The 13,104-nt window shown below is 43.2% G+C and carries 14 protein-coding genes; 5 read left to right on the forward strand and 9 right to left on the reverse strand.

All coding sequences use genetic code 11. The annotated features are described in order from the left end of the window. Window positions 1-160: 160 nt before the first annotated feature. The 8 genes from AC1RM2_RS13290 to AC1RM2_RS13325 form a co-directional block, all read right to left on the reverse strand. Window positions 161-772, reverse strand: coding sequence for a SprT-like domain-containing protein (locus AC1RM2_RS13290; protein ID WP_492985546.1), 612 nt, complete (start codon window positions 770-772; stop codon window positions 161-163). A gap of 196 nt (window positions 773-968) precedes the next feature. Next, complete coding sequence (locus AC1RM2_RS13295) at window positions 969-1,250, reverse strand: type II toxin-antitoxin system VapC family toxin (RefSeq protein WP_492985547.1); 282 nt, start codon at window positions 1,248-1,250, stop codon at window positions 969-971. A 100-nt stretch (window positions 1,251-1,350) separates the two neighbouring features. Further along, complete coding sequence (locus tag AC1RM2_RS13300; protein WP_492985548.1) at window positions 1,351-1,602, reverse strand: hypothetical protein; 252 nt, start codon at window positions 1,600-1,602, stop codon at window positions 1,351-1,353. 199 nt (window positions 1,603-1,801) lie between these two features. After that, a complete protein-coding gene (gene feoB, locus AC1RM2_RS13305; RefSeq protein ID WP_492985549.1) occupies window positions 1,802-3,916 on the reverse strand; it encodes a ferrous iron transport protein B in 2,115 nt (704 codons plus the stop codon). A gap of 12 nt (window positions 3,917-3,928) precedes the next feature. Next, window positions 3,929-4,144: a FeoA family protein gene (locus tag AC1RM2_RS13310; RefSeq protein WP_477362556.1), complete on the reverse strand. Its 216-nt coding sequence runs from the start codon at window positions 4,142-4,144 to the stop codon at window positions 3,929-3,931. Window positions 4,145-4,381: 237 nt separating this feature from the next. Beyond that, the gene (locus AC1RM2_RS13315; RefSeq protein WP_492985550.1) at window positions 4,382-4,777 is read right to left on the reverse strand and encodes a VanZ family protein; all 396 of its coding nucleotides are present in this window, start codon (window positions 4,775-4,777) and stop codon (window positions 4,382-4,384) included. Next, a complete protein-coding gene (gene gcvH, locus AC1RM2_RS13320) occupies window positions 4,777-5,157 on the reverse strand; it encodes a glycine cleavage system protein GcvH (protein ID WP_492985551.1) in 381 nt (126 codons plus the stop codon). Before gcvH ends, AC1RM2_RS13315 begins: the two co-directional genes overlap by 1 nt. Window positions 5,158-5,510: 353 nt before the next feature. After that, entirely contained in the window at window positions 5,511-6,425 is a 915-nt protein-coding gene (locus tag AC1RM2_RS13325) for a DUF8428 domain-containing protein (protein WP_492985552.1), read from the reverse strand. 346 nt (window positions 6,426-6,771) lie between these two features. On the opposite strand from AC1RM2_RS13325, the gene AC1RM2_RS13330 reads away from it, so the two are divergent. Beyond that, the gene (locus AC1RM2_RS13330) at window positions 6,772-8,328 is read left to right on the forward strand and encodes a glycoside hydrolase family 10-like protein (protein ID WP_492985553.1); all 1,557 of its coding nucleotides are present in this window, start codon (window positions 6,772-6,774) and stop codon (window positions 8,326-8,328) included. Window positions 8,329-8,489: 161 nt separating this feature from the next. On the opposite strand, the gene AC1RM2_RS13335 is transcribed toward AC1RM2_RS13330, so the two are convergent. Beyond that, window positions 8,490-9,275 carry a DUF1835 domain-containing protein gene (locus tag AC1RM2_RS13335; RefSeq protein ID WP_492985554.1) on the reverse strand — a complete coding sequence of 262 codons (786 nt, stop codon included), beginning with the start codon at window positions 9,273-9,275 and terminating at the stop codon, window positions 8,490-8,492. Window positions 9,276-9,560: 285 nt separating this feature from the next. On the opposite strand from AC1RM2_RS13335, the gene tsaE reads away from it, so the two are divergent. The 4 genes from tsaE to AC1RM2_RS13355 all read left to right on the forward strand — a co-directional run bounded on the left by tsaE (window position 9,561) and on the right by AC1RM2_RS13355 (window position 13,020). After that, the gene (tsaE, locus tag AC1RM2_RS13340) at window positions 9,561-9,977 is read left to right on the forward strand and encodes a tRNA (adenosine(37)-N6)-threonylcarbamoyltransferase complex ATPase subunit type 1 TsaE (RefSeq protein WP_492985555.1); all 417 of its coding nucleotides are present in this window, start codon (window positions 9,561-9,563) and stop codon (window positions 9,975-9,977) included. Between the two features lie 54 nt (window positions 9,978-10,031). Beyond that, complete coding sequence (locus tag AC1RM2_RS13345; protein ID WP_492985556.1) at window positions 10,032-11,258, forward strand: alanine dehydrogenase; 1,227 nt, start codon at window positions 10,032-10,034, stop codon at window positions 11,256-11,258. A 4-nt stretch (window positions 11,259-11,262) separates the two neighbouring features. Beyond that, a complete protein-coding gene (locus AC1RM2_RS13350; RefSeq protein WP_492985557.1) occupies window positions 11,263-11,940 on the forward strand; it encodes a M15 family metallopeptidase in 678 nt (225 codons plus the stop codon). Between the two features lie 87 nt (window positions 11,941-12,027). Further along, window positions 12,028-13,020: a YihY/virulence factor BrkB family protein gene (locus tag AC1RM2_RS13355; RefSeq protein WP_492985558.1), complete on the forward strand. Its 993-nt coding sequence runs from the start codon at window positions 12,028-12,030 to the stop codon at window positions 13,018-13,020. Window positions 13,021-13,104 lie beyond the last annotated feature (84 nt).

Here is a 13,104-nt window from a genome sequence, read left to right on the forward strand (position 1 = left end):
ATCGTAAATTGCATAGTATTTAACTATGACTTATTTGTTTTAGTCATATATTTCTCTCAAAAAACGGGCCTGTCACCCTGAGCCCGTCGAAGGGTCGCGCGGAGAGGCCTTTGCCCGCTATGCTTCGACGAGCTCAGCATGCCAGCCCTTTTTCACGTTGTCACTCCTCTACCAATTCCACCTCGGCAACCGGGCTAAACAAGTAAACGCGTTTGGTTTTTACCTCTACACATTTAAAACGCTTGCGCAGCTGCTCTTCCTTCCTGAAAACGCGGTCGCCTTTTATTTTAAACAGGGCTTTAAACGGGACTTTTTCGACAGTCAGCATCGCCTCTTTGGGTGCATCATATTTACGGAGTGATCTGTACAGGTTCAAGTCCGAACAGCTGGAAGCCGCCGGATTATCCAGGTAACTGGTGATGGCGTGCTTAACATCGGGCGGGAAAATATCCTTTTCGAAAAAAGGCTGCATCATTCTTTTAAAATTGCCTTTCCACTCGGTGCCGTGTGGTTTGGCTTTTTGTTTATGCTCGTTCCAGGTATGCAGGTGTGCAAACTCATGTACGGTGGTTACCAAAAAAGCATAGGGGTTAAGGTCATAGTTAACCGATATACGGTGACCTTTACCGGCATAAGGCGAACGATAATCGCCAAATTTGGTGCCGCGGTTGCGCGAAATTTTAAACTCGCATTTAAAGTAGTCAATCCAGCGGCCGATGAGCGGGGCAGCATCGGGCGGAAGATACTTTTCTAAAATTTTTACTTTATCCAATTTTTACCTCAACACAAATATAATGATTTCATCAGCTCCACAGGTAACAGCCAATGGATGATAGCCCGAAGTTTTTAAGTAATTACAAAGAGATTATTATTGTTCATGGTTGATGGTTCATAGATCATAGTCAGTGCCGGTAGCGAATTGGGGAATTAGATTACAACAAAGCGCCAATTGTTTTTAAACCACCCTGTTACGGTTTATACAAAGTTAGCTTAGATATAAATTTAAAATCCTTGATATTATAGGTAAACAACTTTAGCTCTGTTTGAATAGCGGTAGCGGCAATCATGGCATCAGCAATTGCAAGACCATGACTTAACCTGTAGGATTGAACAAGATCTATGGCTCGTAAATTTATCTCGGGGTTAATTAAAAGGACACCGAACCTGTTGATATCTTTACTTATTTTATGCAGATCGGCTTTGTTATTGGCGCCCGAAATAAGTTCCATTTTTGTGATGGAGGAAATCAATATATGCTGAAAGCCTATTTTTGTTCGAGTATAATCCGGGTTTCTTCGTGACGGGATTTACGGGTATCAAAATAGTCAATGATAACATCGGTATCGCAAATTATCTTTTCCGCTGCCATCCAGATTTCCTTAATTCAGCTGCATCCATTCCTTTACCGGTAAAAACCTCGTGCAGTTCCGAAACATCTATCGCTTCGTCGCCAGGTATCACGGTAACCCCATTTATATAAAATTCCTGCTTTTTTTTGACAGCAGGGCGTTGCTCAGAAACAGAAAATCCAAGGTACTTCCCCAGATCTTTTAAAGCATCCAGCGTTTTGCTGTTTTTATACTTTATGGTTACTTCTTTCATGATGCAATGCTGCGGTGATTGTTTATCAACAAATTTAACGATTTAATCTATAAAACCCGCAAGCTAAACTATGGGCACCCGGCATTGAATAATGCAAAACTTCGAAAGTTCTTACCCTCAGGTTTCTTTAAAAAGGAACTTTACGGTAGTCTGGAAGAACCAGGCCATGAACCATGATCAACCAACCATGAACTCAAACCTATTTCAACAAGTGATACACCATAAAACTGGCCGAATAAGCCAGGGCTGTCATGTAGGCAAACTGGGCAGCGGGCCAGCGCCAGTCTTTAGTTTCGCGGTAAACCACTGCCACAGTACTGGCGCACTGCATGGCAAAGGCATAAAACATCATCAGTGAAAAAGCCACGGCCAAAGTAAACACCGGCTTACCTGTATCAGGATTGGTAGCACCATGCATTTTTTGTTGTACCGATTCCATCTTGTCGGCATCGCCTTCTACGCTGTAAATGGTAGCCATAGTGCCTACAAAAACCTCGCGGGCAGCAAACGAGCTGATGAGGGCTATCCCTATTTTCCAGTCAAACCCTAAAGGCTTAATAACTGGTTCAATTACATGACCAAATACGCCGGCATAGGAGTTTTCGAGCTTTTCTGATGCGATAACTTTATCCAGGCTATCTGGTGTCATGGTTTTAGTGTATTTGGGCTGACTAAAAGTTTTATCTATCTGTGCAAACCTATTGCCGGGGCCGTATGATTTTAGCACCCAAAGAATGATGGATACCGCTATAATTACTTTACCTGCCTGAAAAACAAAAGTTTTAGACCTGTCGTACATGGTAAATGCCACATTTTTCCACCTCGGCATCCGGTAAACAGGCAGCTCCATAATAAAGTAACCACGTTCGCGCGATTTCAGGATAAATTTCATGACAAAGGCTACTACAATAGCCGATACAATGCTGAGTAGGTACATGGCAGTAAGCGCAAGCCCCCGCATGTTAAACACCCACCAAACATTACGGTCGGGCACTACCAGCGCAATCAATAAGGTATAAACCGGTAGGCGGGCCGAGCAGGCTACCAATGGGGTAACCATAATGGTAATCATCCTGTCTTTCCAGTTTTCGATATTGCGGGTGCTCATGATAGATGGCACCGCGCAGGCAAAGCCGCCAATAAGCGGCACCACCGATTTGCCGTTAAGCCCCACTTTACGCATCACCTTATCCATCATAAACGTAACGCGCGACATGTAGCCCGTATCTTCCAGTATAGATATTAATGCAAAAAGTATGGCTATCTGGGGCACAAAAACCATCACCCCGCTTAAGCCGGCAATAATACCATCACTTATCAGGCTAACTAAAGGCCCGGCCGGCATGGTTTTACTTATTAAGCTTTGCAGTTTTATAAAAAGCTGTTCGATAAGCGACATGGGGTAAGCCGACCAGGAGAATATAGCCTGGAAAATAAACATCAGTATGGCGAAGAAAATGATAAAGCCAAATACCTTATGCGTAAGTATTTTATCTATTTTATTGCTTACGGTTTCGTCATGCGCCGTTTCGGGTTTTTTAACGGTATCGTATAAAAGGTCGTTTATAAAGTTATAGCGGGCAATAGTTTCGGCGGCCTGGGCTTTTTGCGAGTGGAAAGCATGCTCTTTTTCCAGCTCCTCAATACGGTCGCTTTCTGCAGGCGTTAAAAAGCCGAGTGTTTCGTGCTGGTGCGCCAACTGTAGTGCTAAGTAAGGATTATCAATTTTATATTCGGCCTGAATTTGCGCTACCAGTTTTGGTGCAATCGTATCTACATCAATAGTATCCTGCTGCAGGGCAATTTTATTAGCGTAGGCTATAGTTGTTTTAAGCTGATCGATCCCCTTTATTTTCCGGGCGGATATTGGAACCACAGGAACCCCCAGCTTTTGAGCAAACAAATTAACATCGATGATGATACCGGCTTTTTCCGATACATCGATCATGTTAAGGGCTATAACAACCGGAATTTTCAGATCGGCTATCTGGGTATACAGCAGCAGGTTGCGTTTAAGGTTGGATGCATCCAGAATCACCACGATCAAATCGGGCACCATGTCTTTAGCTTTATCGGCTAAAACAGAAAATACAATAGACTCGTCTTTACTTTTGGGGTAGATGCTATAGGTACCGGGCAGGTCGATAATTTCGGCAGTGCGGCCATCGGGCAGCTGGCAAAAACCCGTTTTTTTGTCGACAGTAACCCCAGGGAAATTTCCTATTTTTTGATTAAGACCGGTTAGTATATTAAACAGAGTTGATTTACCGGTGTTTGGATTTCCTACAAGCGCAACTCTTATATCGGCTTTCAATGGTTACAAAAACTACTGCAAAATAATAGTGGAGGCCTCAAATTTACGAAGGCTTAGCTGATAACCTGAAACATGAATAGCTATCGGATCGCCAAGGGGCGCTATGCGCGAAATTTTAATTTCTTCACCCGGTAAACATCCCATTTCCATCAATTTAACCGACATTTCAAGGTCAGTAAATTCTTTAACAATCCCTATTTCGCCTACTTCAAGTTGTGAAAGTCTCATCGTATAAAATTAACCTGAGCAAATGTAAGCTTATTTATATTAAATCCAAATAAGAATGGCGAAATATGACAAGGATCACATAATTTAAAATTACGCAAAAACGGAAGATAGCTTTACGCCCTGTTTTGTGGCACGGCAACTTTCCTCGTACCAAAGGTGGGGCAACCGCAGCCTTTTTTGAAGATGCCGCATGATGAAAAACCGGTTAGCAGGATTGCTGCTATTATAATGACAAGCTTACTTTTTTTCATTGCCAGTTGCATTTACTGTTAGCATAACACCAAAAATTCCCATACATGCACCCAGCCCATCACAAAAAAAATCGTCCCAATCGGCGCTGCGCCACGTAAAAAATTTCCATTGCAATAATTCTATCAAGCCGCCAAAAGCAATCCCGACTATTACTATTATCAACGCCTGTGTATACGAAAACGGCCTTGGTTTTTGTTGCCTTATTACACCATTGCAATACAATACAACCAATGTAAAAAACAAACCGGTGTGCGTAAGCTTATCAAAACCCTTAAAAAACATGGGGGAGTCGCCTGCCGACCCGAGATTAACGGAGCAGATTGTCAAAACAAATAAGGCCCACAATATTGCGGGCCCGTGATATTTTAGTGTTGCTTTCATTAAGCGCCAACAACCGATTTATAGTCATCGGCAGATAAAAGGCCTTCAATTTCCGAAACATCGGCAATAGTTATTTTCACCATCCAGCCTTCGCCGTAAGGATCTGAGTTTACCAGGTCGGGCTGGTTGTTAAGGGCGGCGTTAATTTCGGTAACTGTTCCGGTAACAGGCATAAACAGATCTGATACCGTTTTTACTGCTTCAACCGTGCCAAAAACGGCATCTTTAGCAACTTCTTTCCCTAAGGATGCAATATCTACATAAACAATATCGCCAAGCTCGCCTTGAGCAAATTCGGTGATGCCAATTGTAGCTTCATTGCCTTCAACTTTTATCCACTCGTGGTCTTTAGTGTACTTTAATTCAGCGGGAAAATTCATGTCGTTAAATTTTATGTGCCCAAAAATAATAAAAATTAGGCTATAGCAATAATTAAAGATTTATTGGGAGAAAGGGGCGGCCAAAATAGAGATTGTCATGGGTAGTGGTAAAATTTCGCGAAACGCTGAAGGGGGAATGACATCGTAAAAAAGGCTGTCATGGTGAGCTTGTCGAACCATAGTGGGCAAAGGCCTCTCCGTGCGATCCTTCGACAGGCTCAGGGTAACAGGCCCGCACAATCTAAAATAGAACTTGTCATGGGCAACTCCCTATTGTTTATACCCTACTGCTAACAAAAAAAGCCCTGTTCCATCATCCGGAACAGGGCTTTCATTAATTAAATCGAATAATTTTATTTCAGTGTAAAACCTGTTTTTCCCATAGTACTGCCATCGGCATAAAGCAACACGGTGTAAGTGCCTTTTACAAACGGTGGGGTTGGGTTAACCCAGTCAATAGTATACTCGGTGCCATCATCTTTAAAATCGATAGCTGTTTTGTAAGTGTATTGCAGGTCGGCGTTGTCGGCGCTAAATGTTCCGCCATCGGGCGCGGTTATCAGGTTGCCTGTAGGGTCAATAATACGCACATAAATATCGTGCATGGTTTTATTGGCCAATGTATTGCTGGCAACAGTAAAGTTAATCTTTATCTTTTTGGCAGGTCCGGCGCGGGTTACGTCAACTTCTTTACCGCTGCCCTTTATTTTATAGGCTACAATATTTGATGTGGCCAGCTTTAAGGCCTGCGCCACTTTTACCTTGGCATCCAAATCCTGGTTTTGCTTGGTAAGGGTATCGGCTTTTTTAGATACCGTGGCCAGGTTGTTCTTCAGTGTGTCCCGCTCTGTTGTAAGCGTAACATTCTGTTTATGCAGTTCTTCAATATCTGCGGTGTATTTGGTTACAAAATAGCGCAGTTGCTTAACATCTTCTTCGGCTTTTACCAATTCGGCCTTGGTAAGCTTGCCTTTTGCCAATTGTACCCGTAAAACTTTAATTTTTTCTTTTAATGAATCGTTTTTGGCTATCATTTCGGCCGACATTTTGGCCTTGCCCGCATTTACCAACTCAACCTGGTGTTCAAGACTGTCCAGGTCTGCCTTTAATTTGGTTTGTTCATCCTGTTGTGTAACTATCCGTACGTCCGACTTATTTTTTTGCAAGTACAAATACACATCGGTACCTAACAAAGCCAAAACCACCACAATCAGAAAATAAATTACGTTTGAGTTTTTCTTAGGTGGTTGCCCATATTGATTTTCCATAGCAATTAATTATTTAAAGTTTAAATACAGTTTAAAACGGCTGGTGTTTTAAAAATTTACCGTTTTACCGGGATGTTAATGTACAAGCATATTCATATTAATTGATATTACATGCTTTTATTGCAATTCTAACTGTTTTTTTAAGTGGTTAACTCTTTAGCGATATTAAACGTAAAAAGGTTAAAAATATGATTTTCAAAAAAATGCAGGTTGAAAAATGTATTGGTGACGGCTAAAATTAAGCACAAAATGCCAAAAACACAACATACAAGCAATTTTTATGAGTTATAATAAAACACCTGCAATGTGAGTTTTATATCTTTGCAGCTTTAATAAATCGGCTTTAATGCATATATCCCGCCATATTTTACTATTGATATTTACCCTGTTTATCATAACAAGCGTTAAGGCCCAGCCGGCCGAACCGGCTAATGCCCCAACCGCTGTTAAAACCCAACCCAAGCGCGAATTCAGGGGCGTTTGGATAGCTACTGTTGTAAATATCGATTGGCCAACAAGTACTAAACTTACCATGGAAAAGCAAAAGCAGCAATTGCTGGATATCCTAAACTCGCACCAGGAAACCGGGATTAATGCCATTATGCTACAGGTAAGGCCCGCCGCCGATGCCCTTTATGCCAAAAGCCGCGAACCATGGTCAAAATATTTAACCGGCAGGCAAGGCCAAAATCCGGGGTACGATCCCTTGGAATTTGCCATTACCGAAGCCCATAAACGCGGTATGGAACTGCATGCCTGGTTTAACCCATACCGGGCAACTTTTGATGGCAACTTTGCATCGCTTAGCCCTCAGCACATCACCCGGATAAAGCCAGACTGGTTTTTTACCTATGGCGGCATCAAAACCTTTAACCCCGGCCTGCCCGAAGTGCGCGACTATATAGTACAGGTAATATTAGATGTGGTGGATAACTATGATATTGACGGTGTACACATGGACGATTACTTTTACCCCTACCCCATTGCCGGCCAAAAAATAAACGATGAGGATACCTACGCCAAATACGGGCAGGGCTTTGATAATATAAAAGACTGGCGCCGCCATAATGTTGACCTGCTGATTAAAATGATTGCCGATAGCGTGCATGCGCATGATCCTAATATTAAATTCGGTATCAGCCCGTTTGGTATCTGGGCTAATAAGGCGCAAAACGACGGGGGATCTGAAACCAATGGCGGATCATCCTACTACGAAAACTACGCCGACTCGCGCAAATGGATGCAGGAAGGCTGGATTGATTATATAAACCCGCAATTATACTGGCCTATTGGTAACCGGGCTGCCGCTTTTGATAAACTGCTAACATGGTGGAGCGAAAACACCTATGGCCGGCACCTTTATATAGGCCAGGCCGCTTACCGTATTAATGAACGTAAAACCCTGGCTTTTAAAAACCCCGGCCAGCTGCCCGGCCAGATAACCCTCATCAGGAATAACCCGAGGGTACAGGGAAGTGTGTATTTCAGTTCCAGTTCGCTTACCAATAACCCCCTGGGGATAACCGATTCGTTGCGGGATAATTATTACCGGTATCCCGCCTTGCCACCGGTGATGCTCTGGCGCGATTCTATAGGCCCCAATGCCCCGCTAAACGTTACTGCCCGCCCAGGGCTAAGAGGAGGCGTAGCGGTAAGGTGGCAGACACCACTTTTGGCTAAAGACGAAGAGCCTGTTTACGGCTACGTGATATACCGTTTTGATAACGAGAAAATAAATATAGACGATCCTAAAAACATCCTCAAGATTCAATACAACGCCAACCCTGGCTATGATGACAATACGGCCCAAAGAGGCAAAACCTATTTTTATGTAGTAACGGCGCTTGACAGGATGAAGAATGAAAGTGAGCGGTCGCCAACCATAGCGGTCACGGTACCGTAGGGGGGAGGCCTAAAAAAGCAAGCACAAATAATATCGAATAGCGAATTTCGAATGTCCAACATCGAAGTTTTCCTTCATTATTCGATATTGGACATTGAGTGTTCGATATTTAAATCGCTCGTAATTTCTTAACTTGATAACATTGCGGGCACACCGGTAGATTAATTTATGAGCTGTTTTTCGCTCAGGCGTTTAAGATAAACATCAATCTCGCTATCGCCCATGCCATATATTTTCTCTGTCGACCAGAATGCATAGTACATTTCGGGCTTGGTTTTTATACCGCTGTTATAAATGTCAAGCAGTTTTTGCTCAATGTGATTTAGCCCTTCCGAATTTACCCGTAAGCGTTTTAAATGAGCAAGCAGCGCCGGCTTCAAAAGGTGTAAGGCACCCCAAAAGGAATTTTCATTTAGCCATTGTTCCAATTCATCGGCATTACCGTTAACGTATAAAGGCCAGGCTTCGGCCGCCAGCTCGAATTCCCAGTCGCTCAGTTGTTCACGGCTGTCATACAGGTCTTCCAGCTGATCGCCATTTAACTGGCCGATACCTTTAAAATCGTCGATACCAGGAAAATCATTGGGGCAAATCAGGAATACAGCAGGCGCCGACATATTGGTTTGCTGGTTCAGCATGCACATTACGCCCAGCAGGTTTACCTGGCAATGCAGGTCGAACTCAAACCAAAGGTTCACTTCGTCGTATTGGCCGTTTAGTTTGCCCAGTTCGTCAATCACCTTATGCTGATATTCTTCTTCCGGCTCGTTAAAAGTTTCTCTGATCCACCTGGATCGATTGCTCCAGAAAGTGCCCGACGAGATATTTTCCATCAAGGGACCTTCTGATAAAACCTCGCGCCAAACCATCACATCGCCATCAAGGCCGGTTTGGTTAAAGCTATGCCATGTTGAATCGCCATTAAGGATATGAAGGATATTGCTCATAGTAGCGTGGTTATATACAAAACAACAGGTTTTGTTATGGATTGATGAGTTTTTTTGAAAATATTTTTGAGAGCCAAGTTGATTAAAGTATTCAATAGATTTTTGAAATTTTTGGTTGAAGATATTTGATTAATTTTGGAATGTCGTAGCCTATATGGAGAACATTGGCCACCCGTCATTGCGAGGAACGAAGCAATCCCCGATTATACCGGGCGACTTGCAAGGTCGAAATGCATAGTTGGGGATTGCTTTGTTCCTCGCAATGACGGATTTAAATTATACATTGTGCAACTAACCATTCCATCCATATCCAACTTACCCCAGGCAGCCCAGGCAATTATTGAGCATGCCGGCAATAACCGTATTTTTTTATTTTATGGCGATATGGGCGCGGGTAAAACCACGCTGATCAAAGAATTATGCAAGGTGCTGGGCACTACTGATAATATCAGCAGCCCTACGTTTTCTATAGTTAACGAGTACCATACGGCCAAGGATAAAATTTATCATTTTGATTTTTATCGTCTTAAAGATCAAACCGAAGCGCTGGATATGGGTTATGAAGAATATTTTTACGCCGGTGCCTGGTGCTTTATTGAATGGCCCGAAAAGATACCGAACCTATTGCCTCAACATTATTCAAACATAACTATTAAAGTGTTGGACGATGGAGCAAGGCAGGTTGACGTGGAAAATATTTAGTTTTCAGGATACATCCTTTTTTCTTATCTTCATCAGCCAGAAAAAAACATATACATGAGTTCAGGGAAATACAGCGGGTTTTCGGATGTTGCCAAACAGGCCATGATGCAGCCCCAGGAATCAATGCTGGAGGTCAAAAACAAAAAGAATCAATTATTTATTGGTATTCCCAAGGAAATTTCCTTCCAGGAAAACAGGATTCCGCTAACACCGCTTTCGGTTGCGCTGTTAGTGAATAATGGCCACCGGGTAATGCTGGAAAGCAATGCCGGGCAGGCTGCCAATTTTAGCGATAAGGATTACAGCGAACAAGGTGCCCTGATTGTTTATGATACCAAAACGGTTTACGAAGCCGACATCATCATTAAAATTGCCCCGCCAATGGTGCAGGAAATTGAAATGATGAAACATGGCCAAATCCTGATCTCGGCCCTGCAGCTGGCTACACTAAAAGCCGACAGCCTGCATGCCCTCATGAAAAAAAATGTTACCGCCCTGTGTTTTGAGCATTTGCTTGATGAAGGCGGCTCGTTAACCGTGGTAAGGGCCATGAGCGAAATAGTTGGGGCCACATCAATACTGATAGCCGCCGAATATTTAAGCAATGTTTTTGAAGGTAAAGGCCTAATGCTGGGAGGCATTACCGGTGTGCCGCCTACAGAGATTGTAATATTAGGAGCAGGTACCGTTGGCGAATACGCCGCCCGTACAGCCATATCATTAGGTGCCGAAGTAAAGGTTTTTGATCCATCAATATACAAGCTGCGCCGCTTGCAAAATAACATTGGCGCAAGGGTATTCACATCAGTGGTTCAGCCTATTGTGTTAGAAAAAGCCATTACTACCTGCGATGTGGCTATAGGCGCAATCCGTGCCGAAGATGGCCGCAGCCCTTGTATCATATCCGAAGCTACGGTAAGCCGGATGAAACGCGATTCGGTTATCATAGATGTGAGTATTGACCAGGGCGGTTGTTTTGAAACTTCGGAGGTTACCAACCATACGCACCCGGTTTTCCGCAAATACGATGTTATCCATTATTGCGTACCCAACATCGCTTCGAGGGTTGCCCGTACTGCCACCTATGCCCTCACTAATATTTTTGCTCCCATTTTGCTGGATATAGGCGAGCAGGGCGGTATTAAAAACGTGATATGGCAAAAATCGGGCGTACGTAACGCGGTATACATTTACCAGGGCCAGCTTACCAATAAGTACATTGGCGAGCGGTTTTCAATTCCATGTAAAGATCTTGACCTGCTCATTGTATCGCACAGGTAATAGTATGATGCGTTATTGCCTGCTTGCTTTTGTTTTACTTAGCCTTAATGCCGGTGCCCAGCGCTATAAGTATATTGACAGCGCCCGCGTTTGCGGCATTGCAGGGTATAAAGCACAACTAAAGGCCGATTCAAATAAGCGCCTGGTTGAAATTATAAAATACGTCCCGGCTATAAAACTGGATATCCGCTATGCCACAACCAACAACTTTATGCATCGGGTTATGTACAGACAAGCTAAGGCATACGCAAGGCTGCCGGTTGTAAAAGCTTTAAAGGATATTCAGGCTGATTTAAAAACACAGGGACTTGGCCTAAAAATATTTGATGCTTACCGGCCATATTCGGTCACCGTAGCATTTTACGAAACCACGCCCGATACCAATTTTGTGGCCAACCCCAAATTCGGTTCCAAACATAATCGGGGCTGCGCTATCGACCTCACATTGATCGACCTTAAAACGGAGAAAGAACTGGATATGCCCACAGGTTTTGATAGTTTTAGCAAAAAAGCATCGACTAACAATCCCGGAGCCACGCCGCTACAAGCCGCCAATCGCGAGTTACTTAAAACAATTATGCACGCACATGGCTTTACGATATTACCCACCGAGTGGTGGCATTATGATTTTGACGGATGGCGTAATTATCAATTGGCCGACATTCCGTTTTCGGCCTTATAAATTCAACCAAAATCCATTTAAAGCGACAAAGGCATTATAATTGCTCGCCAATCGCAGGAGGGGAGTAAAATGATTAATATGGTAAACATGAAAGTTATCAGCACAGAATATTTAAAACAGTTTTGGAAAGTGTTAATAGCTACCTTCAAAGGTTTTGCAAGTGATAACGGGCTGAAACTAAGCGCCTCGCTGGCTTATTACACTGTTTTTTCGATAGCCCCGCTACTAATCATTATAATATCAGTAGCGGGTCTTGTTTTTGGCCAGGATGCTGCAACCCACAGGCTTTATCCACAAATAGCTCACTACGTTGGCCAAGAACCGGCGCGGCAAATTCAAGATGCTTTAACACACTTAGCGCTTTCGGGTAAATCGGGCCTGGCTGTGGTAATTGGCACAGTTACCTTATTATTAGGTGCAAGTAGTATTTTTATCGAGATACAGGATTCATTGAATACCATCTGGCGGGTAAAAGCAAAACCTAAAAGTGGTTGGGTCCAATTGCTTAAAAATCGTTTTGTATCCTTTTCACTAATTATAAGCCTTGGGTTTTTACTATTGGCAACGCTTACCATAAACCTTGTACTTGATGCTTTAAAGGGAAGGATAGCACATTTTTTTCCAATTGTAACGGGGTTTCTGCTGAAAGGGATCAACCTCGCGCTCACCCTTATTGTGATAACCACCTTGTTTGGCATTATCTTCAAATTTTTGCCCGATGTAAAAATCAGGTGGAAAGATGTGCGCACCGGCGCTTTTTTTACCGCTTTGCTATTTATGCTGGGGCAATACCTGATCAGCTTATACATCCAATACACCGCCCAGGGCTCGGCTTACGGCGCCGCCGGGTCGATAATAGTTATCCTGGTTTGGATCTATTATACATCGGCCATACTATACATCGGCGCTGAATTTACCCAAGTATATGCCGAGGCCATTGGCAGCCACATTGAACCGGCAGATTACGCGGTATCGGTACAGCAAACAGAGGTGGAACGCCATGTAAAAAGCTTACCACCCCAAAACCCGCAATTGCAGGGGCATTTGAAAAAGGAAGAAATTAAAGAAAGTAGTAAATAGTTAGTAGCAAGATTTTACTTCCGGATTTTCGGACAAAAGACTTTTGGACTAATTCAATATGCTATCTTGATACCCGATACTAAC

Source organism: Mucilaginibacter sp. GW822-FHT03E02, from assembly GCF_058801545.1.